The 25,594-nt window shown below is 63.2% G+C and carries 27 protein-coding genes and 1 tRNA gene; 9 read left to right on the plus strand and 19 right to left on the minus strand.

What is annotated here, in order from left to right; translation table 11 throughout:
• Window positions 1–75 precede the first annotated feature (75 nt).
• From yacG to V1283_RS34385, 15 genes are all read right to left on the minus strand, one after another.
• Window positions 76–288, minus strand: coding sequence for a DNA gyrase inhibitor YacG (gene yacG, locus V1283_RS34315; RefSeq protein ID WP_334391033.1), 213 nt, complete (start codon window positions 286–288; stop codon window positions 76–78).
• Window positions 278–901: a Maf-like protein gene (locus tag V1283_RS34320; protein WP_108514414.1), complete on the minus strand. Its 624-nt coding sequence runs from the start codon at window positions 899–901 to the stop codon at window positions 278–280. The genes yacG and V1283_RS34320 overlap by 11 nt, the downstream gene beginning before the upstream one ends.
• Before the next feature lie 276 nt (window positions 902–1,177).
• Window positions 1,178–2,590, minus strand: coding sequence for an amidase (locus V1283_RS34325; protein WP_334391034.1), 1,413 nt, complete (start codon window positions 2,588–2,590; stop codon window positions 1,178–1,180).
• A 99-nt stretch (window positions 2,591–2,689) separates the two neighbouring features.
• Window positions 2,690–3,157 (minus strand): arsenate-mycothiol transferase ArsC, encoded by a 468-nt coding sequence (locus V1283_RS34330; RefSeq protein ID WP_334391035.1) that lies wholly within the window; start codon window positions 3,155–3,157, stop codon window positions 2,690–2,692.
• Window positions 3,158–3,241: 84 nt separating this feature from the next.
• A complete protein-coding gene (locus V1283_RS34335) occupies window positions 3,242–3,745 on the minus strand; it encodes a UPF0262 family protein (protein WP_334391036.1) in 504 nt (167 codons plus the stop codon).
• Complete coding sequence (hisD, locus tag V1283_RS34340; RefSeq protein WP_334391037.1) at window positions 3,742–5,037, minus strand: histidinol dehydrogenase; 1,296 nt, start codon at window positions 5,035–5,037, stop codon at window positions 3,742–3,744. The genes V1283_RS34335 and hisD overlap by 4 nt, the downstream gene beginning before the upstream one ends.
• 158 nt (window positions 5,038–5,195) lie before the next feature.
• On the minus strand, window positions 5,196–5,648 hold the full coding sequence (locus tag V1283_RS34345; protein WP_334391038.1) for a DUF2948 family protein: 453 nt from the start codon (window positions 5,646–5,648) through the stop codon (window positions 5,196–5,198).
• Window positions 5,649–5,672: 24 nt separating this feature from the next.
• Entirely contained in the window at window positions 5,673–6,962 is a 1,290-nt protein-coding gene (gene murA / locus V1283_RS34350; RefSeq protein WP_334391039.1) for a UDP-N-acetylglucosamine 1-carboxyvinyltransferase, read from the minus strand.
• Window positions 6,963–7,164: 202 nt separating this feature from the next.
• Window positions 7,165–7,824 carry an epimerase gene (locus V1283_RS34355; protein ID WP_334391040.1) on the minus strand — a complete coding sequence of 220 codons (660 nt, stop codon included), beginning with the start codon at window positions 7,822–7,824 and terminating at the stop codon, window positions 7,165–7,167.
• Between the two features lie 17 nt (window positions 7,825–7,841).
• On the minus strand, window positions 7,842–8,666 hold the full coding sequence (locus V1283_RS34360; protein WP_334391041.1) for an alpha/beta fold hydrolase: 825 nt from the start codon (window positions 8,664–8,666) through the stop codon (window positions 7,842–7,844).
• A gap of 87 nt (window positions 8,667–8,753) precedes the next feature.
• Complete coding sequence (locus V1283_RS34365) at window positions 8,754–9,254, minus strand: hypothetical protein (protein ID WP_334391042.1); 501 nt, start codon at window positions 9,252–9,254, stop codon at window positions 8,754–8,756.
• 145 nt (window positions 9,255–9,399) lie between these two features.
• The gene (locus V1283_RS34370; protein ID WP_334391043.1) at window positions 9,400–10,296 is read right to left on the minus strand and encodes an alpha/beta fold hydrolase; all 897 of its coding nucleotides are present in this window, start codon (window positions 10,294–10,296) and stop codon (window positions 9,400–9,402) included.
• 80 nt (window positions 10,297–10,376) lie between these two features.
• The gene (locus tag V1283_RS34375; RefSeq protein ID WP_334391044.1) at window positions 10,377–10,685 is read right to left on the minus strand and encodes a UBP-type zinc finger domain-containing protein; all 309 of its coding nucleotides are present in this window, start codon (window positions 10,683–10,685) and stop codon (window positions 10,377–10,379) included.
• A gap of 15 nt (window positions 10,686–10,700) precedes the next feature.
• Window positions 10,701–12,407, minus strand: coding sequence for an FAD-dependent oxidoreductase (locus V1283_RS34380; RefSeq protein ID WP_334391045.1), 1,707 nt, complete (start codon window positions 12,405–12,407; stop codon window positions 10,701–10,703).
• 75 nt (window positions 12,408–12,482) lie between these two features.
• A complete protein-coding gene (locus V1283_RS34385; RefSeq protein ID WP_334391046.1) occupies window positions 12,483–12,683 on the minus strand; it encodes a hypothetical protein in 201 nt (66 codons plus the stop codon).
• A gap of 305 nt (window positions 12,684–12,988) precedes the next feature.
• Between V1283_RS34385 and V1283_RS34390 the strand changes: the two genes are divergently transcribed.
• Window positions 12,989–13,063 (plus strand) — tRNA-Thr (locus tag V1283_RS34390).
• A gap of 229 nt (window positions 13,064–13,292) precedes the next feature.
• Here the strand turns inward: V1283_RS34390 and V1283_RS34395 are convergent.
• Together V1283_RS34395 and V1283_RS34400 are read right to left on the minus strand one after the other, a co-directional pair.
• On the minus strand, window positions 13,293–14,705 hold the full coding sequence (locus V1283_RS34395; RefSeq protein WP_334391047.1) for a hypothetical protein: 1,413 nt from the start codon (window positions 14,703–14,705) through the stop codon (window positions 13,293–13,295).
• 222 nt (window positions 14,706–14,927) lie between these two features.
• Window positions 14,928–15,911 (minus strand): AraC family transcriptional regulator, encoded by a 984-nt coding sequence (locus V1283_RS34400; RefSeq protein WP_334391048.1) that lies wholly within the window; start codon window positions 15,909–15,911, stop codon window positions 14,928–14,930.
• A 131-nt stretch (window positions 15,912–16,042) separates the two neighbouring features.
• On the opposite strand from V1283_RS34400, the gene V1283_RS34405 reads away from it, so the two are divergent.
• Window positions 16,043–16,579: a carboxymuconolactone decarboxylase family protein gene (locus V1283_RS34405; protein WP_334391049.1), complete on the plus strand. Its 537-nt coding sequence runs from the start codon at window positions 16,043–16,045 to the stop codon at window positions 16,577–16,579.
• A 46-nt stretch (window positions 16,580–16,625) separates the two neighbouring features.
• Window positions 16,626–17,132, plus strand: a complete 507-nt coding sequence (locus tag V1283_RS34410) for a YkgB family protein (RefSeq protein WP_334391050.1) — start codon at window positions 16,626–16,628, stop codon at window positions 17,130–17,132.
• 148 nt (window positions 17,133–17,280) lie between these two features.
• Here V1283_RS34410 and V1283_RS34415 read toward each other — a convergent pair whose 3' ends face one another.
• Window positions 17,281–18,267 (minus strand): HD-GYP domain-containing protein, encoded by a 987-nt coding sequence (locus V1283_RS34415; RefSeq protein ID WP_334391052.1) that lies wholly within the window; start codon window positions 18,265–18,267, stop codon window positions 17,281–17,283.
• Window positions 18,268–18,649: 382 nt separating this feature from the next.
• Between V1283_RS34415 and V1283_RS34420 the strand changes: the two genes are divergently transcribed.
• From V1283_RS34420 to V1283_RS34430, 3 genes are read left to right on the plus strand one after another with little or no spacing between them, the layout of a single operon-like run.
• Window positions 18,650–19,603, plus strand: a complete 954-nt coding sequence (locus tag V1283_RS34420; RefSeq protein WP_334393278.1) for a glycoside hydrolase family 16 protein — start codon at window positions 18,650–18,652, stop codon at window positions 19,601–19,603.
• Window positions 19,604–19,605: 2 nt separating this feature from the next.
• Window positions 19,606–21,069 (plus strand): GH1 family beta-glucosidase, encoded by a 1,464-nt coding sequence (locus V1283_RS34425; RefSeq protein ID WP_334391053.1) that lies wholly within the window; start codon window positions 19,606–19,608, stop codon window positions 21,067–21,069.
• Between the two features lie 58 nt (window positions 21,070–21,127).
• Window positions 21,128–21,577 (plus strand): MaoC family dehydratase, encoded by a 450-nt coding sequence (locus tag V1283_RS34430; RefSeq protein ID WP_334393279.1) that lies wholly within the window; start codon window positions 21,128–21,130, stop codon window positions 21,575–21,577.
• Between the two features lie 21 nt (window positions 21,578–21,598).
• On the opposite strand, the gene V1283_RS34435 is transcribed toward V1283_RS34430, so the two are convergent.
• Window positions 21,599–21,835 carry a hypothetical protein gene (locus V1283_RS34435; RefSeq protein WP_334391054.1) on the minus strand — a complete coding sequence of 79 codons (237 nt, stop codon included), beginning with the start codon at window positions 21,833–21,835 and terminating at the stop codon, window positions 21,599–21,601.
• A gap of 101 nt (window positions 21,836–21,936) precedes the next feature.
• Between V1283_RS34435 and V1283_RS34440 the strand changes: the two genes are divergently transcribed.
• The 3 genes from V1283_RS34440 to V1283_RS34450 all read left to right on the plus strand — a co-directional run bounded on the left by V1283_RS34440 (window position 21,937) and on the right by V1283_RS34450 (window position 25,553).
• The gene (locus V1283_RS34440) at window positions 21,937–22,257 is read left to right on the plus strand and encodes a helix-turn-helix domain-containing protein (RefSeq protein ID WP_334391055.1); all 321 of its coding nucleotides are present in this window, start codon (window positions 21,937–21,939) and stop codon (window positions 22,255–22,257) included.
• Window positions 22,258–22,479: 222 nt separating this feature from the next.
• On the plus strand, window positions 22,480–23,208 hold the full coding sequence (locus V1283_RS34445) for an outer membrane protein (protein ID WP_334391056.1): 729 nt from the start codon (window positions 22,480–22,482) through the stop codon (window positions 23,206–23,208).
• A gap of 218 nt (window positions 23,209–23,426) precedes the next feature.
• Complete coding sequence (locus tag V1283_RS34450) at window positions 23,427–25,553, plus strand: methyl-accepting chemotaxis protein (protein ID WP_334391057.1); 2,127 nt, start codon at window positions 23,427–23,429, stop codon at window positions 25,551–25,553.
• Window positions 25,554–25,594: the final 41 nt, after the last annotated feature.

The raw sequence follows: 25,594 nt of genomic DNA on the forward strand, positions 1-25,594 counted from the left end.
CACCCGCCTTCGCCGGAGGCTTCGGCGTGGCAAGCCCGGCTTCGCGCACCTCGCCAAATTACTGGGAAATCTCGCCTATTCGGCGTCTTCGGGGTCGGTCTCCTTGCCGGGGATGACGTACTTGCCGGATAGCCAGCGGTTGAGGTCAACGTCCCGGCAGCGCGGCGAGCAAAACGGCGCCGTGGCCGGGCTCGCGGGCTTGCCGCATTCCGGGCAGGGTTTTGATCCACCCTTCGATTCCCCGGCGTCCTTGGGCCTGCCGGCGGCTTGGGGCGGCTTAGCTGGCATTGAGCCAGCCGAAGCGGATCGGAAAACCCTCGCCGCCCAACAGCGTGACTGATTCGTAGAGCGGCAGGCCGACGACATTGGTGTAGGAGCCGACCATCTTGACCACGAACGATCCGGCGATGCCCTGCACGGCGTAGCCGCCGGCTTTGCCGCGCCATTCGCCGGAACCGATATAGGCCTGGATGTCGTCCTCGCTTAAGCGCTTGAAGCGCACGCGGGTTTCGATCAGGCGCTGGCGGAACGCCTCCTTCGGCGTCACGAGGCAAATGGCCGTGTAGACGCGGTGATTGCGTCCCGAGAGCAGCCGCAGGCATTGCGCGGCTTCATCCACAAGATTGGCCTTGGGCAGGATGCGGCGGCCGACCGCGACCACCGTATCGGCCGCGAGGATGAAGGAGCCGCGCAGCTCGTCGTCGAGCTGCACGGATTTCAACGCTGCGTCGGCCTTGGCGCGGGCGAGACGGTTGGCGCAAGCGCGCGGCAGTTCGCCCCGCTTCGGGGTCTCATCGACATCGGCCGGGCGCAGCGCGTCGGGCTCGATGCCGGCCTGGTTGAGCAGGCTGAGCCGTCGCGGCGAACCGGAAGCGAGAACGATTTTGGGGCGGCCAAGCATGCGGGATGTGTCGGGGATTTGGATTCGAAGGAAGCGCGCGCGGAACCTATCGGAAGGCACTCCATTCCACAACCGGGGAACAAGTGATTGAGAGAACTTCGATTCTTTCGTCGTCCCTGCGAAAGCAGGGACCCATAACCACAGGCTTTTGTCGTGAGGATGACAATCGGCGATTAGCACTTCCTAAAGTCGCACGGCCGCGGCGTATGGGTCCCTGCGTTCGCAGGGACGACAGCGAGTGTTGGTCACCCCGCTACCCGTTCGCCGCGGCGGCGTTCAGCGCACCGGGTCAATCGGCGTCGCGACGCCCAGGCGGGCCTCGATGGCCTCGGCCGCTTCAAGGCACAAATCCTCGCGCAACCGCGGCCCGGTAATCAGTACGCCGATCGGCAACCCCGTCGCCTCGTCACGCCCGGCCGGCACGCAGGCCGAAGGCAGCCCCATCAGGTTGGCCGGGACCACCGGGCGCATCAGTTCCGCGGTCGCGGCCGCGCCGGCCGGCGTCGCCGAATCAAAACCATGCTCGAACGGCAATTGCGTCCAGGTCGGCGACAGCAGCAACGGCCGGTCCGCCAAGAAGGTCGACCATGCGCGCGCGATGCCGTCGCGTTCGGCCATCAATTGCGACCATGACGCCGCGTCGGCCAAAGGCGGTATGCCCTCATTGAAATTGTTCAGGAAGGCCAGCGCGTCCGCGCCCATCATCGGAGACAGCAAATTCAGCACCGAGCCGAAATCACCCAGGATCAGGCGGCGCCAGCAACCAATCGCGTCGTCGTAGCGCGGCGGGCAGGCTTCTTCCACGACATAGCCGGCGTCAGTCAGCGCCTGTGCGGCACGCCGCACCACAGCCGCCACCTTTGGATCGGTGCCGCCGCCGGGCGGCTCGGGCAGCACGGCCACGCGAACCGGCCGCGCCCGCGCCGGCCCCTCGAACGGAGCATCGATGGACCAGGGGTCGCGCGGATGCGCACCCATCAGGACACGCAGGCCGAGGCGCACATCCGCCACGCGGCGGGCCATCGGCCCCTGCACGTTCATCAGCTGCACCGCCAGCAAGCGGTCTTCGGCCGGCACAAAGCCCGCGTCGGGCACGCGGCCGGCGGATGGACGGATGGAAGCGATGCCGCAGGCGTTCGCGGGATTTCGCAGCGAGCCGCCGATGTCGTTGCCAAGGCCGATCGGGCTCATGCCGCTCGCCAGCGCCGCGGCCTCGCCGCCGCTCGAGCCGCCTGCGGTACGCCCCGGATGCCAGGGATTTCGCGTCAGGCCGTGCAGCGAACTGTCGGTGTGCACGCGCAGCGCCATGTCAGGCAGATTGGTGCGGGCGATCGGGATGGCGCCGGCGGCACGCATGCGTTCGACGACCGGCGCATCAACGGGCACCACCGCCTGGGCCAGCGCAGGCACGCCCCAGGTCGTGGGCAGGCCGGCCATGTCGATGTTTTCTTTCACGGTGAAAGGCACGCCATGCAGCGGGCCAACGGTCTCGCCGTCGGCAAGCTTTTTGTCGGCGAGGGCCGCAGCCGCGCGGGCCTCGTCGGCCAGCACGCGCACCACGGCATTCAGCACCGGGTTCACCGCATCGATACGCGCCAGATGGGCATCCACCACTTCCGCCGAACTCAGTTGCCGGCGTGCAATGCGCTGCGCCAGCTCAGTGGCCGGGAGTTGCCAGATCTCGCTCATCACCTGCTCCAACATGAAATGCGCAACGAAATCGCGCGCAACGCTCCCGCCATCGCTCAGAGTAGTACCGCACCTGTCGGATGTCGACGGCTCGGGGCGTCACTCGTTCGCGACGCCTGCCTTGGCAAACCGCCGGCGGATGCGCATCATGAGTCCGTCACAAACTTCGCGATAGGCCTGCAGCTTCTGCTCGCGGCTGCCTTCCGTGCCGGTGGGATCAGGCGTCGGCCAATATTCGACATCGGCGGCAAGCGTGTGCGTCAGCTTCAGCGCCTTGTGATGCGCCTCGGGTGACAGCGTGATGATGAGATCGAAATTGAGCCCCTCCCAATCCTCGAGCTCCTCGAACGTCATCGGCTTATGGCGCGAAATATCCTGGCCGAGCTCCGCCATCACCGCGACCGCGAACGGATCAAGCTCACCCTTCCTGACGCCGGCCGACTTCACATAAAGCGCATGGGGGAACATCTGCTGCAGCAGGCTTTCGGCCATCGGCGAACGCACGCTGTTGAAGCCGCATGCGAACAATACGGCTTGCGGAGTGCGCGCACGCGGCGGCGCATCCATGCGATCAGGCTTCTCTTGTTTGAGGCGAAACCCTTTCGGCAAACCGCCTCGCACTTTGCGCTATCGCGGCCCTGCGGGTCAGCGTCATGCGTCCTGCCCCTTCCAGTGCAGCACGCAGATCAGCGTGAACAGGCGGCGGGAGGTTTCGAAATCGATCCGCACCTTGTCCTTCAGCCGTTCCTGCAGCGTGCGCGAGCCTTCGTCGTGGATACCGCGGCGGCCCATGTCGATCGCCTCGATCTTGTCGGGCGTGGCGGTGCGGATCGCCTGGTAGTAGCTGTCGCAGATCATGAAATAATCCTTCACGATCCGCCGGAACGGCGTCAGCGACAATAGATGCGCCACGACAGGCGTGCCGTCCTCGCGGCGGATGTCGAACATCAGGCGGTTGCCTGTGATCGCGAGGTGCAGCGTGTACGGGCCCTCGCCCGCCCCTTCCGGCGCAAACAAATTCTGCTCGATCAGATCGTAGATCGCAATCGCCCGCTCGTGCTCGATATCGGGCCCGGAACGCCCGATCGATTCCTCGTCGAGCGTCACCGCGACGATGCGGTTGTGCTGGTCATCGTCTGGTGGCGGCTTGTTCATGGCAAATTGAGGCGCAATCCGACGGAACGTGAATGGGCGTCCAGACCCTCGGCCTTGCCCAGGGTCATCGCGGCAGGCCCCAGCGCGCGCAACTGGTCCGGCCCGCATTTGAGAATCGAGGTGCGCTTCATGAAGTCTAGCACGCCGAGCCCCGACGAAAACCGCGCCGAACGCGCCGTCGGCAGCACGTGGTTGGAGCCGCCGACGTAATCGCCGATCGCCTCCGGCGTATGGGGCCCGAGAAAGATCGCGCCGGCGTTGCGGACTTTTGCTGACAAGCCTTCCGCATCCGCGGTCATGATTTCCAGATGCTCGGCGGCGATCGCGTTGGCAAGCTCCACCGCCTCGTCGAGCTGTTTGACCAGGATGATGGCGCCGAAATCGTTCCACGAGGCGCGGGCGATGTCGGCGCGGGGCAGCGTCGCCAGTTGCGATTCCACCGCGCTTTCGACCTCAGCGGCAAGCCTGGCGCTGTCGGTGATCAGGATCGACTGCGCGCTCGCATCATGCTCGGCCTGCGCCAACAAATCGGCGGCGATCCAGCCGGCATTGCCGGTGTCGTCGGCGATGACGAGCACTTCGGAGGGACCGGCGATCATGTCGATACCGACCTTGCCGAACACCTGCCGCTTGGCGGCGGCGACATAGGCATTGCCCGGCCCGACGATTTTTGCCACCGGCGCGATCGTCGCCGTGCCATAGGCGAGCGCGGCCACCGCCTGCGCGCCGCCGACGCGATAGATTTCGGACACGCCGCCAAGGTGGGCCGCGGCCAGCACCAGCGGATTGAGCTTGCCGTCGGGCGACGGCACCACCATGACGACCCGCGGCACGCCGGCGACCCTGGCCGGCACCGCGTTCATCAGCACCGAGGACGGATAGGCCGCGGTGCCGCCGGGCACGTAGAGGCCGACCGCATCGACCGCGCTCCAGCGCCAGCCGAGTTCGACGCCGAGCGCATCCGTGAAGCGCTCGTCCTTCGGCAATTGCCTGATGTGAAACGCCTCGATCCGGTCACGGGCGAATTTCAGGGCATCGAGGGTTGCGGTGTCGCAAGCCCCGACCGCGGCATCGATCTCGGCCGCGGTCACGCGCAGGCCGGAGGCCGCGATCTCGAGCCGGTCGAATTTCCTGGTCGCCTCGATCAGGGCGGCGTCGCCGCGCGCGGCCACATCATCGACAATGGCGCGGGTGGCGCGCTCGACATCGGCCGAAACCTCGCGTTTGGCGGCGAGGAATTGCCTGAAGCGTGGGTCGAAATCGGCGCTGCTGGTATCCAGGCGAACGGGCATGGCGGCTTTCTGAGAGACAGCGAAGGCCCCTGCTCAATGGCGCGGCGGCCAAGGGCCGTCAACCCTTTGAAACCGTCATTCCGGGGCGGGCGAAGCCCGAACCCGGAATCTCGAGATTCCGGGTTCGATGCTACGCATCGCCCCGGAATGACGTACCCCTACCCCTCCGGCCCCAGCGGCGCGATGGCGAGGTCGCTGGTGCCGAGGTCGTCGGACCCAAGGTCGGTCAGCTCGCATTCCAGGCATTCGACGTCCAGCCGCAGCGCCTCGCCATGGCTGAACAGGAGAAGCGCGCTTCCGCCGGGGGCCTCGCCGGGATGGAATTCGATCCCGACCAGTTCCAGCACCGCCCGGGGTTGTGCCAGATCGATGTTGCGCGACTTGCAGGCCAAAACGCGGTCGAAGCGCAGCGCCGCGATCGAACGCCGCGGCTCGGTTCCACCCGACAGCGTCTGCTCCCAATCCAGCCGGTCGATGCCGACCACCAGCCGCTTTTCGTCCTGCCGCCAGACGATATCCGACGCCTGGACGCGGGCGTCCTGCACATGGGCCGATATGACGGCGAGATCGTCGGCATCGAGCGCAATCAATTTGAGCGGGTCAGCCGGCATCAAATGGTCCTTGATGATGGTCCTCTAGTCGCTGATGCGCTGGATCGACGCGCCGCAGGCCGAGAGTTTCTCCTCCAGCCGTTCGAAGCCGCGATCCAGGTGATAGATCCGGTTGACCATGGTTTCGCCCTCGGCGGCAAGCCCTGCGATGACCAGCGACACCGAGGCGCGCAGGTCCGTCGCCATCACCGGCGCGCCACGCAGCCGGGCGGTGCCGTCGATGGTCGCAGTCTCACCATCGAGTGATATACGCGCGCCGAACCGCGCCAGTTCCTGCACATGCATGAAACGGTTCTCGAAGATCGTCTCGGTGATCTGCGAGGAACCGCCAGCGCAGGCCATCAGCGCCATCAATTGCGCCTGCAGGTCGGTCGGGAACCCCGGGAACGGCGCGGTCGATACCGTCACCGGCCGGATCCCGGCGCCGTTCCTCGCCACCCGGATGCCGTCATTGTTGACCGTGATGACGGCCCCGGCCTCGGTCAGCACGTCGAGCGCCGACTGCAGCAGCTCAGGCCGCGCGCCGGAAAGCTGCACGTCGCCGCCGGTCATGGCGACCGCCATCGCATAGGTGCCGGCCTCGATCCGGTCCGGCAACACGGTATGCCGCGCGCCGTGCAACTTCTCGACGCCCTCGACCACGATCCGCGGCGTGCCGGCGCCCACAATGCGTGCGCCCATCTTGTTCAGGCAATCGGCGACATCTGCGATTTCAGGTTCGCAGGCCGCGTTGGTGATGATGGTCGTGCCTTTCGCAAGCGTTGCCGCCATCAGCGCGACATGGGTGCCGCTCACCGTCACCTTGGGGAAATCGATTGCAGCACCGCGCAAACCGCCGGGCGCTTTGGCCACCACATAGCCGCCGTCGATAGTGAGATCGGCGCCGAGTTTTTCCAGTGCCATGATCAGGAGATCGACCGGCCGCGTGCCGATGGCGCAGCCGCCCGGCAGCGAGACCTTTGCCTCGTGCATCCGTGCCAAGAGCGGCGCGATCACCCAGAAGCTGGCGCGCATCCGCGACACCAGGTCGTAAGGCGCTGTCGTGTCGATGATGTTGGCTGCCGAGATATGCAGCGTCTGGCCCTGATAGGCGCGGTCGCCGGGCCGCTTGCCCGCGGACATGATGTCGACGCCATGGTTGCCGAGGATGCGCTGCAACTGCGCGACGTCGGCGAGCCGCGGCACGTTGTCGAGGACAAGGGTTTCCTCGGTCAACAGCGCTGCGATCATCAGGGGAAGCGCGGCATTCTTCGCGCCCGAAATGGCAATGGTGCCATTGAGCTTGCTGCCGCCAACGATACGAATGCGGTCCATGCCATCCCCCCTTGCGATGCGCTTGTAGAGCCTGCGCCTCCACGGCAGAAGCGGCGACATTTGCGGCGATTTGATGGGGTAGAACCTAAAGCCAACCACCGTCATTCCGGGGCGCTCACGAAGTGAGCGAACCCGGAATCTCGAGCTGGTAATCTCGAACTTCCGGGTTCAGTCCTGCGGACTGCCCCGGAATGACGGAGACCTAAATCGCGTTGATATCCTCGCTCTCCAGTATCGGCCTCGGATAGCCGTCGCGCGCCACCTTGATCATGGCGCGGCCGAGCCGTTCGCTGGTCGTCATGTGGTTTGGCGTCGCGCGGACCATGTAGGCCAGCAGCGGCGCGGTGACGGCGTAGACCGCGTTGATCCAGCCGGTTTTCGAGCGCACGCCGTGCAGCGGCTGGATGCCGGCGGGCCGGAACATGTAGGCCGCCTTGAACGGCAGCTTGAGCAGATCGTTCTCGGTCTTGCCCTTGACCCGCGCCCACATCAGCGAGCCTTGTTCGGTCGAGTCGGTGCCACGGCCGGTGACATAGGTGAAGACCATGCCGGGATTGAGTCGCGCCAAGGTCTGCGCCGCCGCCATGGTGATGTCGTAGGTCAAATGCCGGTAACGCTCGGCGTCCATGCCGATCGAGGAAACGCCAAGGCAGAAGAAGCAGGCGTCGTAGCCGGCAAGCTGCGGTTCGATCGCGGAATAGTCGGTGAAATCCTGGTGGAGGAGTTCGCGCAGCTTCGGATGCTGAACGCCGAGCGAGCTGCGCCCGACCGACAGCACCGCCTCGACGCTCGCGTCGATCAGGCATTCGCGCAGCACGCCTTGCCCGACCATGCCGCTGCCGCCGAACAGGATCACCTTCATGTCAGTGTGAGCTCCGCTCATCCCTTGATGAACGCAAGCAGGTCGGCGTTGATGGTGGCCGCTTCGGTGGTGGGCATGCCGTGCGGAAAGCCCTTGTAGGTTTTCAGCGTGCCGTTCTTCAACAGCTTCGCCGACAACGGCGCGGAGTCTTCATAAGGCACGATCTGGTCGTCGTCGCCATGCATCACCAGCACCGGCACCGTGATCTTCTTGAGGTCTTCGGTGAAATCGGTCTGCGAGAAGGCGACGATGCCGTCGTAATGCGCCTTGGCGCCGCCCATCATGCCCTGGCGCCACCAGTTCTGGATGATGGCCTCGGACGGCTTGGCGCCCGGCCGGTTGTAGCCATAGAACGGGCCCGACGGCAGCGCACGATAGAATTCCGAGCGGTTGGCGGCGAGCTGCGCCTGCAGGTCGTCGAACACCGATTTGGGCAAGCCGCCGGGATTGGCCGCTGTCTGCACCATCAGCGGCGGCACTGCGCTGAGGATCGCCGCCTTCGCCACCCGGCTTTCGCCGTGACGGGCGATATAGTGCACCACCTCGCCGCCGCCGGTGGAATGGCCGACATGAACGGCGTTGTTCAGGTCGAGATGGGCGGTCAGCGCCGCGAGGTCGTCGGCGTAATGGTCCATGTCGTGCCCGTCGGCCACCTGGCTGGAGCGGCCATGGCCGCGGCGATCATGGGCGATGACCCGAAAGCCGTTGTTCAGGAAGAACAGCATCTGCGTGTCCCAGTCGTCGGCCGACAGCGGCCAGCCGTGGCTGAACACGATCGGCTGCCCCTTGCCCCAATCCTTGTAGAATATCTCGATGCCGTCCTTGGTCGTGATGGTGGGCATGGGGAATTCTCCTCTTGTTACGCCGTCAATGTCGATCAAGCCGGCAGATGCAAGTCCGCCGGCCTCGCAGTCTTCCGCCGAATTCGATCACGCCGGCCGGAATCGCCGCCACACGCCGATGATCATGACAACGAAGAACACCAGCACGATGCCTTGCACCACCGCGAACACCGGCCCGGTCGGCGGGTTGCCCGGCGCAAGCGCGGTCAAGGCCGGTATCTTGAGGAAGCTCTGGATCACCAGTACGAAGACGTTGAAATAGAGCGAGATCAGCGCCGTCAGCACATAGATCCAGCGCCAGGAGCCCGACAGCTTCATGACATAGAGCGCGATGCAGGCGATCGCCAGCAGTATCAGCGAGAGGATGCCGATCATGTGCGACGGCAACAGCTTCTCGGACAGCAGCGGCGGAATCAGAAAGCCGGTGGCGCTGGTCAGTATCGTGAACAAGAGGAAGATCGCAGTCAGGCCCGGCATCCGATTCGAGCCGAGCATCCCGAACATCACGACCAGGCCCGCGACGATCCCGATGAGGCTGATGATGACATGCACGAGAACAAATGTGTCCAGACTCATACCCAAGATCATGATGCGCACCCCTTTTTAGAACCCGTCTAACTTTATGGCGCTCGATATGCAATTGCTACTCACCAAACCGTGCAGCCGGCTTGCAGGACGCGCATCGGGCTCCGTCATATCGCGCAAGACTTTTGCCTAAACACCGGGCAAAGTTTTAGCGATTGAGAAATTCGACCAGTTTGGGAATCACCTGATCGGGGGCCTCTTCCATCAGCCAATGTCCCCGGCCTTGCACCAGCACACCCTCGACATTGGTCGCGACCATTTTTCCTTGCTCGATCAGGAACGGACCACCGGCCTTCTCGCCTGACAGTACCAGCATCGGCATCGATAATTTGGTCTTCGCAAGGTCCGCAAATTCGACGGCGTCCTGCGGAAATGCGCGGAAAACCTCCATGCCGGCCTTCATGTGGCCGGGCCTGGCATACTCCCTCGCATAGAATTCACGATCGGCTTCGGAGACGGATTTCGCGGCATTGGCGGCAAAATCGTTCCAGAAATGTTCGAGATAAATCCGCTCGCGGCCGGTGACCAGCGCCAGCGGCGTCTTGCCGAAGAAGTGGAAGTGCCAGAGATCGCGCAGCAGAAAGACGTTATTCCATTCGCCGACGCCGGGCAGGAACGCTTCCATCAGCACGATCCGGTCGACTTCATCAGCGTATTGCGCCGCATAGGCGTAGGCGACCATCAGTCCGATATCATGACCGACCAGCCGGATGCGATCGTACTTGAGGCTTTTCACCAATGCGTGGATGTCTTGCGCCATCGCTTTCTTGGTGTATCCGCCTTCCGGCGCCGACGACTGGCCGAAGCCGCGAAGATCAGGCGCGATCACCGTGTGCTTGTCGGACAGTTTTGCGATCAGCGGCCGCCACATATGGCTGGTTTCGGCAAAGCCATGCAGCAGGACGACGGGATCGCCCTTGCCGGCAACCAGATAGTGCAGCTTGACGCCGTTGACTTCGGCAAATTTGCTCTGAGGCGCAGATTTGCCCTGAGGCGACTGTGCGAACGAACCGTTTGAAGGAAGCAATGCGACCGATAATGCCATCCACATGCTCGACGCGATGGCGCGTAGCGTTCTCGGTAGGCATTGCACGTGAGATTCCTCATTCTTCGTTGAAAGAGGAATCAGTAGTAGCGCGGTATCGGCCCGTTGTGTGGAGTTTTTCGCTCCGACAGATCGAACAGCACCTTGTCGACATAGCACCAGCCCCAGCCTTCCGGCGGATCGTAGCCTTCGATCACGGGATGGCTGGTCGCATGGAAATGCGCGGTCGCGTGCTTGTTCGGCGAATCGTCGCAGCAGCCGACATGGCCGCAGGTGCGGCAGATCCGCAAATGCAGCCACTCGCTTCCGCTTTTCAGGCACTCCTCGCAACCGAGCGCGCTCGGGGTCACCGTTTGAATGCCGGCGATATGGCTGCAGCCTTTGGACATCCTGACATCCCCTCCCTAGAGCGACGGTTTCATGGCATCGGCGAGATAGCCGTGCAGTGCAGCCACCACCTGCGCCCCCTCGCCGATCGCGCCGCCGACCCGCTTGACCGAGCCCGAGCGCACGTCGCCGACCGCGAACACGCCGGGCACCGACGTTTCCAGCGGCGATGCCTGTTGCCCATCCTTCTGTTTGCATTGCGCGCCCGTTACCACGAAGCCGCCGCGATCGACCATCACGCCGCAACCGTCGAGCCAGCCGGTTGCGGGATCAGCTCCGACGAACAGGAATACGTTGCGGATATCGAGCGAGTGCTCTTCCGGGCCCAGGCGGCTGCGCCAGCGCACGCGCGCCAGCGAGGCGTCGTCATCGCTTTCGAGGCCGACCAGTTCGGTGTTGAACATCAATTCGATGTTGTCAGTCGCCTCGATGCGTTCGATCAGGTAGCGCGACATGCTGGCGCCGAGCCCACCGCCGCGGATGACCATGTAGACCTTGCGTGCATGGCCGGACAGGAACACCGCGGCCTGCCCTGCAGAATTGCCGCCGCCGACCAGCACAACATCCTGACCGAGGCACAACTTTCCCTCGATCGGCGAGGCCCAGTACCAGACGCCGCGTCCCTCGAACTTCTCCAGATTTGCGATCTCGGGCCGGCGGTAGCGCGCCCCGCTCGCGACCACGACAGATTTGGCGCGCATATTCTTTCCGCAATCGGTCGCCAGCCCGAATGCGCCATCGGTGCGGCTGCAATCGAGCGATCGGATCGAAACCGGAATCAGCATGTTGGCGCCGAACTTTTGCGCCTGGTTGAACGCGCGTCCGGCCAGCGCCTGGCCCGAAATGCCGGTCGGAAAGCCCAAATAGTTTTCGATCCTGGCGCTGGCGCCGGCCTGGCCGCCGAACGCGCGCGCATCGAACACGGCGACCGACAATCCTTCGGAAGCTGCATAGACCGCAGTAGCGAGGCCCGCCGGCCCGCTGCCGACCACGGCGACGTCGTAAAGCTTTTCATGGTTGTGCTCGCCGATCATGCCGATCGCATACGCGATCTCCGGCTCGGACGGATTGCGCAGCACCCGGCCATCGAGGCAGACGACAAGCGGCAGATCTGCGCGCGAGGTGGCATAGCGCGCGACGAGATCGGCCGCATCCTTGTCGGTTGCGGGATCGAGCACATGGTGCGGCTGGCCGTTGCGCGCCAGAAAATTCTGCAGCCGCGCCGTGTCGCCGAGCGACGCCGAGCCGATCAGCACCGGCCCGCCGGCGCCGCCCTGGATCAGGCTGACGCGGCGCAGGATCAACGCGCGCATGATCCGCTCGCCGAGTTCGGCCTCCGCAACCAGAAGCGCGCGCAACTGATCGGGCGGGATCAGGAGCGTCTCGACGTCGCCTTCAGCATGGCCGTCGACGAGGGCGAGGCGGCCCGAGAGCTGGCCGATCTCGGCCAGAAACTGCCCCGCTCCCTGATCGATGATGGGCGTGACATGACCAAGGCCGTCGCGCTGGCTGACGGCGACTGTGCCGGACAACACCACGAACATGCCGGGACCGACTGTGCCGGTTTCAAACAGGGCTTCGCCATCCCTGTAGCTTCGCGGCACCCCGAACCGGCGCATGCGCTCGATTTCCTGAGGCGTCAGGACCGGGAAGGTCTGCTCGTGACGCGGAAACGCGTAAGCATTGACGCCGGTGGCCGGAGCGGTCGTGATATCTGCACTCATTGTCGTCGCCCCATAACAGAAACAGAACAAGGCAGAGAGCGTGCCAGAACGACGTGAGCGAATTTTGTCGCGATGCTACGCGTCCGGCTTTTCTCCGCTGGCGTCATCTAGGGAGGCGTCGGCACTTTCGGAAGATGCGCTCGCATCGCCGCGGCCGCGGGCCTGCGACTTCCGCCGCTTGAGATTTTCGCGCAACGCCAGCTTCAGCCGGTCGCGCCGTGAATCCTTCACATCCGCGCCGGACTTTTTCGCGTCCCTGTCTTGATCGCCCTTCATGCCGGACCCAATAACCGTGATAGCGAAGAATAACCAAACGGTGACATCTGTGCACTGCCCATGGGAGCAGTAGCGCCGGGCGGGTCGCGTCGCTCGCCTGAACTCCAATCCCACGCATTTCGAGGTCAGGAAGAGGATATGGGAACCGGATTGGCGGGAGTTGCCCCCGTCGAAGCAGCCCGCGCCGATTTTTAGCGATTTTGCCCCCTTCCCGCCCCGTCCGCGCGCTTGCACCAGAGGGGCCCTTGTGGCAAGAACCGGCCGCCTGTAGGGGCCTTTAAGGCCGATTCCCTGATACCGGGCATGCTGCCGTAGCTCAGTGGTAGAGCACTCCATTGGTAATGGAGAGGTCGACAGTTCAATCCTGTCTGGCAGCACCAGCTTTTTAGGCCTTTTCAGCGGTTTAGCGTTTGCGTCCCATACTGGCTTCCCACACAGCGCGCCGAATAACGGGGCAGTGTTTTTCCAGTCACACGTCCACTGCTTTTGTCTCGCGAGGTCGGCGGCTGGCCTAGTGTCAGCCAAGCATCGAAGAGGCCTGACACTGGATGGGCAGCCTGCCGGCATCAACATGACCTCGCCACAGGTCTCCGACAAAATCTTCAACCCCTAGGGCGCAGGCTGCATAATGACGGATTTCCTGCCGTAGAAAGCGGCGACGCAATCGTTCGGCAGTCTCCCCGGATTGTCCGTAAGATCCTCCTGCATGAGGAGCGAGGGGCGAACGGTGCGGTTCGGAACAACGATATCATTTTCCCCGGAGAGGGCGATCGAAGCGTGGCGATGTACGCTTTCGAGCCAGAAGGTGTTGAACGTGGGCCGCTCCGTTTTGAGGATGGCCATGGTGGGACTGCCAAGCAGATGTACGCAGAGCAGCGCAGAAAGGATGATCCCAGCCGTCTGCATCTGAAGCGGTCGGCTCGGCAGGAACTGCCCGGCAAATCGCGCAATGCCCGCGACGGAAATCGTCAAGCTTGCGATGATAAAAACCTCGATCTCGTTCCGCGCCCGCAGCGCGAGCAATTCGCCGGTGGCATAATAGGCAATGAAAAAGGTGATGAAGCTGCACAGCAAGAATAGGGCTGGGATTCCGATCACCACCACGGCGGCGGGAAGCAGCCGGACCGGCTTCGGCGACATCACGAAGATGGATACGGTGGCAACGATCCCGAGCCATGCGATGATGGTCGGTTGCCCGATCAGTATCATCAAGTCAAAGGCGAAATAGTTGATAGCACCGTCGATCGAGGGCCAAATCCGCCCCCCGGCCGGATACAGCGATATCCGGACTAGGTTGCCGGGCGCGGCGAGGAGGACGAGGAAGCCCGCCAAGGTGCATGCCCCGAGAATCGCGTGGCGACGAAACTCCGTGAAGCCGCGGGCGGCGAACGAAATGCCGATCACTGCCATGATCCATACGGGCGTGAATTCGTTGCAGGTTGCCGCAAGGAAGCAAAGTGCACCGAGAACGGCGATCTGCCGGGTGGAAAGCTGAGCGCCAGCCATCGCGTTTACGGTGAGTTCGGTAAGGACGACCAGCACCATGGCGGCCGGCACGAGATAGCAGGCAATGCCAGGAAGCCACAGAAACATCTCACGGAAGCTAACAGCGTTGACGCCAATCGTCGCTGCGAAGGTGGCGCTGAGAAATAAAAGCAGCGACCCCGGAATCGCCGGCCACAATCTGTTGCAGACGCATGCGGATACTGCAATGAAGGCGAGCAGGGACCAGAACATCATTAAGGGATAGACGATGAACATATCGAGCGGGATTGCGCGCGAGAGCATCGCCGGCAGCGTCATGATGACCATCGGAAGGATGCGGCCGATCGCTGTCTTGTAGAAGAGGGCGACCGTCCCGAAGAGTCCATCGACGGCGTAGTGATAGGAAAAACAGAAATCGTCGGTCTCGGGCGAGGCGTAGAGCGCCGTCACGGCGAGCCTGAATAGAACAAGAAGCGGCAGCACGGATGCTGCCAGCAAAAGCGCAGTATGTAATCGTTTCATTGATTTAGCGTGCATTGATCGGATTCCTAACACCACAACCACTCCGCGAGCAAGAACGTGGTGCGTTGCTGGAAAGCCACGGCGGCATGGCCGATCTCAAAAGCCGACACAGGCTCAATTCATCTCCTTGGTAATGGAGAGGTCGACAGTTCAATCCTGTCTGGCAGCACCATCCATTCGAACAAGAAAGCCGCTTGTTCGCAATTTGAACGCGGTTCTTGTGCGGGTAAGCGGCACTCAGGATTTTTTCCCCGGCTTGGCGCCAACGCGGACTGCAGGGCTTACGAGGACTTCACGTCTCTGAGTTTTGCGCCATTGAGCCGGCGTGACGCCCATGTGGCTCTTGAAGGCGCGCTGGAAGGCCGCTTCGGATTGGTACCCGACCGCCTCCGCTACGCCGCCGGTGGAAAGGGACGATCTCTTCAGTTCGTTCGCTGCCAGCGTCATCCGAATGTCGGTCAGGAGATCGCTGGCTGATCTTCCGAGCTTCTCCTGGAATTGGCGGGCGAGCGTGGCCCGAGACATGTTGCACAGTCGCGCGAGCTCCGGCAACGACCATGCCCGCGCTGGCTCGTTGAATAGAGCGACCACCGCCGGCGCCAGACGCGGTTGCGCGGCCAACGCGAGGAAACCTTGCGGTGCTTCATCCATCTCGCTGGCGAGCCGCAGCACTAGCGCGAACATCGCGGTCGACAGCGCGTTGAGCATCGCACGGCCACCCAGGAGATCGCCTGCGGACTCACCACGCATCAGGGAGACCAGACCTGCAAGCTGCCCGCCAGCCTCGTTCTGTCCGGCGTGAACGCCGACATTCACGACCAGACGCGCCGGCAAATAGCTGCGTAGCAGCCGGTCATGCGGAGGTGCAATGGCGAAGTGTCCACACAAGAGATCAAGTCGTTCGTCCGAACCGGGATTTTCGCTGATCGTGAAGTTGAGAGCCGCGCGGTTGCGGGCTGGCAGGGGCGCGGTGCCACTGCCGTCGTGCATGACGTGACGAGGATTGCCGGGAAGCAGCAGGATGTCGCCCGCCTTCAGCCGCAGCGGTCGCCCTCCCGCCGGATCGTCCAGCGTCGCCGAGCCGGCCAGCACAGCGTGATACGGGATTTCGTTCGCTCCTCCAGGCCCCTGATCGATGCGCCATGGCGCGCCGTAAGAGCAGCGCAGATCGAGCCGCCCGCGTACGGGCATCATTTCGAACAGCCGGCTGAGCCAATCCATGGCGATTCCTGAAAGCGACGATCTTGAGACGATGGAGCATATAATCGAGATTATATGACATTCAGTGTCTCAAATCGAGGTCCTATTGTCACTCCGCAATCGTTCACCAACCCAAACGCAGGAGTGACACCATGTCCCGTCTTTCAGTTCCGAACCTCGAAACCGACACCGGCCCGTCGGGCCAGATTCATGGCCAGATCAAGAAGGCGATCGGCAGTGTGCCGAATACCTTCGCGGTCATCGCCGCCCACGGTCCCGCCGCCCTCAAGTCGGTCCTCGCCGCCGACGCGGTGCTCGCTGCAGGTACGCTGACGAAGCGCGACCAGGAGATCATCAAGCTCGTCATCAGCGCGGCAGGCGGCTGCGACTACTGCGTCGCCGCCCACAACCATCTTGCCAGGCTCGCCGGTGTGAAGCCGGAGGTGCTGAAGCAAATCCGCGATAGCCAGCCAACGGATGACGCCAAGCGCGATGCATTGGTCGGCTTCGTCCGCAAGCTTGCGCAATCCAGCGGCACCGTAAGCGATCAGGATTTCGCCGCCATCAAGGCTGCGGGCTACAGCGACGCTCAGCTCGTGGACATCAGCCTGGCCTTCGCGACCACCGTCTTCACCAACGTGTTCAACCGCATCAACGACACCGAGATCGACTTCCCCGCCGTCGCGTGAAGCGACCGCGCCCAGTCAGATCATCTTGAATGAAAGGACCACGACCATGACCACGCTTGCCAACACCGCTCAAAACCCTCTCGTCCGCACGCTCTACAGGTCCGGCCTGCTCGCGGAAGATCTCGACTACCACGTCGTCCGGGCCTCCATGGTGATCATGTTTTTCTTCTTCGGTTACCAAAAGTGGTTTCCATACGAGTTCGAAAGACTGGTCCCGTTCATCAGCAACGGGCCGCTGATCTGGTGGCTCTACCCGGTATTCGGCCACGCCGGCGCCAGCTATTTTCTGGGCGCCTCGGAGTGGACGTTCGGGACCCTGTTGCTCGCCGGCTTCTGGGACAAGCGACTCGGCATCCTCGGCGCCCTCGGCTCGACTGGCACCTTCATCGCGACCGTCACCATCATTCCATTCATGCCGGAGGGATGGGACGTCGCTGCGGGAGGATTCCCCGCGATGACCGGCAACGTTCCCTTTCTCATGAAGGATGTCGTTCTGCTCGCCGTGTCGCTCTACCTGCTGAGGCAGGACGTGGTCAGGCTGATCCGGCAGTGAAATCACGGATCTGCTCGCACCTCAGCAACTCGCCGGCAAATGCGAAACTTGCCGGCGAGCTTGGTTATGAGCATTCAAAATTCCCACTCGCCGGCTTCGGGATATGCATCTTGTTGCGGGCAGTGCGGCCGGTTAGCCCACAGGTTCATCACCCCGCCAGCGCCACTTTCCGGAACGCCCTGACCAGCGCCCCCTCCAGTTTGCCCTCCATGCCGCAGAGGATCTGGTAGGCGTCCTGCCGGGCCATTGGCGGCCGGTATGGCCGGGCCTCGACAAGTGCTGCGAAGATGTCCGCGATCGTCAGCAATCTGACCAGATCGGAAATCTGCGAGCCCGCCAGTCCATCCGGATAGCCGGAGCCATCAAGATATTCGTGATGATGCCTCACGCCATCCAGAATTTCCGGGCTGATGCCCGGTACGCCCTTCAGCAGATCATATCCGATCGCGGGATGGCGCCGGATGATCTCCTCCTCGTCCGGGTCGAGGCGTCCCGGCTTGTCCAGGATCGACAGCGGGATGCGCGCCTTGCCGATGTCGTGGAGCGTCGCCGCCATTCCGAGCCGCGAGACATCCCCGCCGGAGAATCCGACATCCAGCCCGAAGGCGACCGCAACACCGGTCACAAGCAGGCAGTGCTGAAAGGTGCCCTCATGATAGCGGCGCACCTCGTCGAGCCAGGTCGAAAGCCCGTCCTGCCCGACGCGGGTGACGATCCTCGACGTCGCGCGCTTCGCATCGACAAGGTTCAGTGGCTTGCCACGGCGCACATTCGAAAACATCGAGGCGAAGGCGGCCACACCTTCGTCCAGCTCAACTGCCGGATCGGCCGCTTTATCCTCCTCGGCCGCTTCCGCCTCTTCGATCTGCGCGACCTTGAGAACCGCTTCCTTGGGGCGTGAAATGACGGCGGTTGCGCCGAGCGCATGGGCCTGCGCAACCATCGAACGGGAGAGATTGTGAACGACGAACAGCTTCTCGGGAATGTCGGCAAGCTCTTGCATGACGAACTTGACCTGATCGACGCGCGCCATCTGCCGCAGGTCAATGTCGACCATCAGCACGCCATGCGACCTGATCCCGGTGCCGTCGCCGTCCAGTACCCAGGGTACCACGGCGTGTTGCGGTTCGAGCATGGCACGAATCGCCCGGTAACTTCGTCGGTTCGTCTGTCACAAAGTAGACGAGCATTAAACTTCCGTTCCCGGTACTCTCGAGGTAGCTGCCCTTTAAAATTGAAGCACTAAAAAGAAAATGAATTGTCTTTCCGATGGTCCGGACGACCGAGCCCCGTACTTCGCGCGAGGCATCCCAAGCATTTTAGTCAACATCAAACTTGGCTACCTTGCCGTTAAGCATACACCACGTATAACTACGTACCTCAAACAGGTGAGCACATCGGTCGAGTTCCGAAGGATCGTCAGATCGAGGGCAAAGTCAGTGAATGATCTCCTGTCGTCCCGAAGCGAACCGGGAACCGAGAGATTGACGCTGCGCGCTTTGGTCTCGATCGGCTGCATGTTCGCCAGTCCGGCGTTCGCGCAGGCCGATCTGGCCGGCGCGACAGCTAAGCTCACGCTGCAGGTCGCGACCGCCATCCTTGGCGAAAAATGCCGCCGCATCGAAGCACCGGATCCCGCGTCGCTTGCTTCGGTATCATTGCACCGAACCTTCCACGATGATTTCGACAGCCATCCGCTGCTGGATGAAAGATGGGCGTCGCATTACGCCGGCGGCGCCGCCTGGCCGGAGGCGCGCTATTGGGGCGGCGCCGGCTCCGACTTCAGGCGCAAGACCAATTATAATGGCGAGCAGCAGATCTATGTCGATCCGCGCTATGGCGGACGGGAAACAACGCCGCTCGGCCTCGACCCGTTCAAGGTCAAGGACGGCGTTCTCTCGATCACAGCCAGCCGCACCCCGCCGGCACTGAAAACCGTTCTCTTCGATAATGAATATATCTCGGGCATCCTGACGACCCAGAGCCGGTTTTCCCAGAAGTACGGCTATTTCGAAATGCGCGCCAAGATACCGGTCGGCGTCGGCGTGTGGCCGGCGTTCTGGATGCTCGCCGATGATGGCGGCTGGCCGCCGGAAGTCGACGTCATGGAGGGCCGCGGGCAACAACCGGGCGACATCGTGATGACGACGCATTGGCGGATACCGGAGACACAGCGCGTGGAACGCTGCGGGTTCGACTTCAGGGTATCGGACGCCCCGACCGTCTTCCACGACTACGGCGTGCTGTGGCAGCCGGATCGCATCACCTATTTCATCGACCGCCAGCCGGTCTCCGAGATCAAGGTGCCGGTCGGCTTCGGTGTGCCCATGTATATGATCATCAACCTCGCGATGGGCTCGAAGACTTTCGAGGGCGTGGGGTTCGTCGACGGCGAATCTCCCAATGTCGTCGCATTCGAGATCGACAGGATATCCGCCTACCAGATCGACGAACGCGCTGACCGGAGATGACGATGTTCGGAAAATTCTCGCGCCGGCATTTTGCAAGGCTTGCTGGCCTGTCCGCGCTCGGCATCGCCGCGCCGCCGGCCGACGCGACGGCGCAAGGGGCAGCCGAGCGGCCGGGGCCTGCGAGTTTTCCGAAGGACTTCGTGTGGGGCACCGCCACCTCGGCCTACCAGATCGAGGGCGCGGTGAACGAAGACGGCCGCGGCCGCTCGATCTGGGACACTTTTGCGCACACGCCCGGCAAGATCGAGGACAAGACCACCGGCGATTTCGCCAACGATCACTACCACCGCTACAAGGAAGACATCGGCCTGATCAGGGAATTGGGCGCAAGAGCCTACCGGTTTTCGATCGCGTGGCCGCGGGTGTTTCCGGAAGGAACGGGCAAGCCGAACCCCAAGGGCCTCGACTTCTACGACCGCCTCATCGACGAGTTGCTCAAGCAGGGCATCGAGCCATATGCGACGCTCTATCACTGGGACCTGCCGCAGGCGCTCGAGGACAGAGTGGGCGGCTGGCGATCCAGCGAAACGTCGAAAGCATTCGGGGATTATGCCGGCTACGTGGCGGCGCGTATCACTGATCGCGTCAGGTCGATCTTCACGATCAACGAAGCCGGAAGGTTCGTGAATTTCGGCTATGGATGGGGCATCGATGCCCCCGGCCTCAAGCTGCCGGACGCGGAAGTCAACCAGGTCCGCCATCACGTGGCGCTGGCGCACGGCCTCGCCGTCCAGGCGATCCGCGCGCATGGACGCGCGGGCACCAAGGTGGGTCCGGCCGAAAACATCGCGGCCTGCGTGCCGGCGTTCGACACGCCGGAAAACGTTCGCGCCGCCGAGATCGCGACGCGCGAATTGAATTCGGGCTTCCTCGGCGTCATCCTGGAGGGCAAATACACCGACGGGTTTCTGCAGTTCGCAGGCCCGGCCGCGCCAAAATTCACCGATGAGGAATTGAAGATCATTTCCTCACCCAATGATTTCGTCGGCCTCAACATCTACGCGCCGCAATTCTATATCGCGGCCTCCGACAAGCCGTCCGGCTGGCGCGTGCTGCCGTTCCCCGCCTCGTTCCCGCACATGAATTCGGAATGGCTGCGCGTGGGGCCGGAGACGATCTACTGGGCGCCGCGCCTGGCGGCAAAAGTCTGGAATATCGAGACGATCTACATCAGCGAGAACGGCACCTCGTCGGAAGACAAGCTTCATGCCGATGGTCAGGTCTACGACCTCGATCGCATCATGTATCTGCGCAATTATCTCAGGCAATTGCAGCGCGCGACGTCGGAGGGCGTGCCGGTCCGCGGCTATTTCCTCTGGAGCCTGATGGACAATTTCGAATGGATCTTCGGCTACGGGCAGCGCTTCGGACTCTACCACGTCGACTTCGAGACGCAGCGCCGGACCCCGAAACTGAGCGTCGCCTTCTATCGCGACGTGGTGGCGCGAAATGCGATCGGCGTCTGAACAGCGCGATTCACTTCCATCCAGCGAACCGATGCCGATCCGTTTGAAGGAGCACACGATGATTGAGTGGTTCGACGATCTTGCGTTGGGGATGCGTTTCAAGAGCGGAAACGTGCAGATCACCGAAAGCGACATCAAACGTTTCGCTGCGGAATATGATCCGCAACCGATGCATCTGGACGAAGCCGCTGCGGCAAAAACGGCATTCAAAGGTCTCGCGGCTTCGGGATGGCATACGGCTGCGATCGCCATGAACCTCGCCGTCCAAGTTCGGCCGTTCGGTCGCCATCCCTTGATTGGGATGGGCGTCGACGAGCTACGCTGGATGGCGCCGGTGCGACCCGGCGATACGCTCCATCTCGAAGGAGAGGTTGTCGGCCTCACGCCATCGCGAACAAAGCCGCAAGGCATAGCGCTGGTGAAATGGACTGTGTTCAATCAGAACGGCGAGGCCGTCTATACCTTCACCCCGATCGCTATCGTTCCTCGCCGACCCCCATCAACCTAGAGCGCCGCCCGTACCCGGCTCTCAATCATATCTCGCGGCTTGCCGCAGCGGCGCCGATATCTCGGAGATGGAGCGCTGCTTGCCGTCGATTGCCACAGTCGCGACCGGTTCCTGCGCCAGCTTGCGCGATGATTCGTGACCGACGAATACGCCTGCCGCGGTGAGCAACAGCACGACATAAAGTGCGAACATGCCGCCGACCCATTGCCAGTAGATCCGGCGGGCGTCGGGGGTCAGGCTTTCGAGTAATCGGCGCATGGTTTGCCTCCTCATCAGGAAACCTTATGAGTTGCGTATAGCCGCCATGCCCGACGCCGTGCGTGACGTACTTCACAGATGTCGATTTGGACGGAGAAGCCGTGACCGGAGCCGAACTGAAGAAACTTCGCAAGCATCTCGGGGAGGCCATCGGCCAGCCGCTGTCGGTGGCCGACATGGCCAAACTCTGCGGGCTGCCGCCCTCCGATGGCGCCGACACCATCCGCAAATGGGAGGTCACCGGCCCGACCGGACCCGTGGCGGAGCTGCTGCGCATCCTGGCGATGGCCAGCGACCACTATCCGATCCTCGAAATGTTCAACGTGTTCGACCGCCACGACGTCCTGGTGAAGGACCGCCCCGCCCGCCGGCAGGCCTTCCGCGAGCAGATGCGCAGCGACGTGCGGCGCCGCATTGGTTAAGCGAAGCTTGCCCGGAGGCTCCGGAGGGGCCGGAAATTAAGCCTTTCCTTACCTTTGATTAGGCCTTCATTAAGTACAAAAAACGTTTGTTCGCCAATGGGTTGAGTTAGCATTCGCTGTCACATCCGGGTGACAGCATTTTAGATAAATGCAGTCTAATTGCGTGGGCATGGAAGGCGCCCCGCACACAGGGTCGCCGAACGGTTTTCGGAGACCAGCACAATGAAGAAGATCCTCGCCGCCCTCGTGGCCTTCGCCGCCCTCACCGCCGCAGCCCCCGCCCCTGGCGCCGACCTCGGGTCCGGCCGTTATTACAAGGGACCCGCTTATGAGCCAGCGATGGCCGTCGCCAGATGGACCGGCTTCTATATCGGCGGCCATCTCGGCGGCGCCTTCAGCGGCAGCAACAACTTCAACGGCGCGGTGCTGAGCGATTCCAGCGCCCGCCTGCTCGGCGGCGTTCAGGCCGGCCTCGATTGGCAGTTCGCGCCGAACTGGGTGCTCGGCACCGAGGGCCAGTATTCCTGGCTCGGCAAGAATAACCTCACCGCCACCTTCCCCGGCGGCTACGTCTATACCAACGATCAGCGCGGCCTCGGCTCGATCACGGCTCGCATCGGCTACACCTGGGGTCCGGGCCTGGCCTATGTCAAAGGCGGTTACGCCTATTCGGACAACGCCGAGAGGGTGACGCTCGGCGGCGTTCCGACCGCCTTCCTGCTCGATGGCAACCACAGCAACGGCTACACCGTCGGCGCCGGCGTCGAATACATGTTCGTCCCGAACTGGTCGGTCAAAGGCGAGTACATGTATTACAACTTCGGCAGCTCCCGCTTCGTGACGCCTGTCGCGCTGGCGCCGTTCGGCAGCTTCACCACCGAAGACCACACGCTGAAGCTCGGCGTCAATTATCGCTTCAACTTCGCAAGCCCGGTGGTGGCACGCTACTGAGCGCTTTCAACTGTGAATTGCGGAAGGCCGGCTTTCATGCCGGCCTTTTGCTTTTTGGACACCGTTTTCCGGTTCACGGAAAAAATCGATCAAAAGCAAGCAATCGGTTGTCAAAAATGCGGCGAAAAGCCTTCCGGTTCCAAACTTGTTAACCGGGTATCGCGATACTGCCGCGCAAGGAAACATCTCAAGGTAGCGTAGACGGGACAGCGGGAAAAATGTCGGCACGATCCAAATCACGGCTCAAGGGTTTTCGTTTCGGCGTCAGGGGCAGTCTGTTTGCCGCCTTCGCCGTCATCGCTGGCATGGCGATCGTCATCTCCGCCGGCGCCGGCCTGATGCTCGGGCGCCTCGGCGGAACCATGGTCGACCTGAGCGGGCGGGATATCCCCCGTCTCGCCGCCAGCCTGCAGCTATCCGCACAGAGCGCCAGCCTCGCCAGCCAGGGGCCGGCGCTGCTGGCCGCGCGCAGCGAAGAGGCGCTGAACGATCGAACCAAGAAAATGAAGGAAACCCAGGCGGTCGCGCTGCAGAAGCTCGGCGAGATCGTCGAACTCGGTGCCGACAAGGCGGTCGTCGCCGCCCTCACCGAGAACATGAAGAACATCGATGAGGTGATCAAGAGCCTCGGCGGGGCCGCGCGCGAGCGACTCGAACTGGGCGCCCAGCACGAAAAGCTCTACGATGCGGTTCGCAAGGCGCAGCGGCGCTTCGTGGCCGCTGCGGGACCAGCGGCAATCGACGCGCAGACCGAGCTCTACAGCATCTACGCTGCCCCCAACTTCTCGCAGGCCGAAGCCATCCGGGCCCACAAGACGGCCGACCAGCTCGCCGACATCGCCGCCAGCGGCAATCTCATAGCGTTCGACATGATCGCCGCGCTTTCGACCACCAGCGCCGATGTACTCGAAGCCACCGCCAGGGACTTCCGCACCGCGCAGGCGCGCGTGAAGTCCAATCTCGAAGCGCTGCCCAAAACCACGGCGATGCGCTCCGTTCAAAACACGACCCTAAGCCTGCTGGCGCTTGCCGACGGCAAGACCGGCGTCTTCAAGGTCCGCCAGCAGGAGCTGGATTCGGACGATTACGGCCAGACCATTCTGGAGGAAACCCGCAAGCTCAATGTCGGCCTCGGCATCAGTGTGCAGCAACTGGTCGACGCCGTGCAGAAGGAAACCGACGCCGCGGCCTGGCAGGCGCGCCAGGAGATCTCGTTCGGGACCATGGTCATGCTCGCCCTCGGCGTATCGACGCTGGTCGGCTCGATCCTGTTCGTCTGGCTCTATGTCGGCCGCAACATCCTGCGGCGGATCAGCAATCTGCAGCGTTCGATGCAATTGCTGTCCAGCGGCGACCTCGAATCGGAGGTCTATCAGACCCACCACCAGGACGAGATCGGCGTCATGGCGGATTCGCTGCAGGTGTTCCGCGAGAGCATGATCCAGAGCCGCGCGCTCTCCGCCGACCAGGACAAGGATCGCATAGCCAAGGGTGAACGCGCCAGCCGCATGGAAGCGCGTATCGTCGAGTTCGAAACCACCGTTCGCACCGCCCTCGACAGCCTGTCGACGGCTGCGGGCTCGATGCAGTCGACCGCAAAGACCATGTCGGCGAGCGCCGACAAATCCAGCGCACTGGTGACCACGGTGGCGACCGCCGCCGAGCAGACCTCGGCCAACGTGCAGACCGTGTCGTCGGGCACTGAAGAATTGTCCTCCTCGATTGAGGAGATCGGCCGTCAGGTCGTCACGTCGTCGGAAATCGCCCGCAAGGCGGTCGAAGACGCCGGCGCGACCGACGCCACCATGCAAGGGCTCGCGGATAACGCCGCGCGGATCAGCGTGGTGGTCGACCTGATCCAGACCATCGCCTCGCAGACCAACCTGCTGGCGCTGAACGCCACCATCGAGGCGGCGCGCGCCGGCGACGCCGGCCGCGGCTTTGCCGTGGTCGCCTCCGAAGTCAAGAGCCTCGCCAACCAGACCGCGAAGGCCACCGACGAGATCCGCCAGCAGATCGGCAGCATGCAGACGGTGACGGAGACCGCGGTCTCCGCGATCCGCAACATCAGCAGCACGATCGCCGAGATCAACGAGGTGACCACCGCGATCGCGGCCGCGGTCGAGGAGCAGGGTGCGGCGACGCGCGAAATCGCGCGCAACATCCAGCATGCCGCGAGCGGCACCAGCGAGGTTTCCACCAACATCGTCGGCGTCTCCAGCGCCTCGGCGCAGGCCGGAACCACCGCCAGCGAGGTGCTGACCGCCTCCGACGCGCTGCGCCGCGAGGCCGACGTGCTGCGCGAGGAAATCGACGCGTTCCTGTCGAATATCCGGGCGGCGTGACTTCCCTCCGTCATTCCGGGGCGATGCGCGAGCATCGAACC

The sequence above is a fragment of the Bradyrhizobium sp. AZCC 2262 genome (assembly GCF_036924535.1).
Taxonomy (GTDB): Bacteria; Pseudomonadota; Alphaproteobacteria; order Rhizobiales; family Xanthobacteraceae; genus Bradyrhizobium.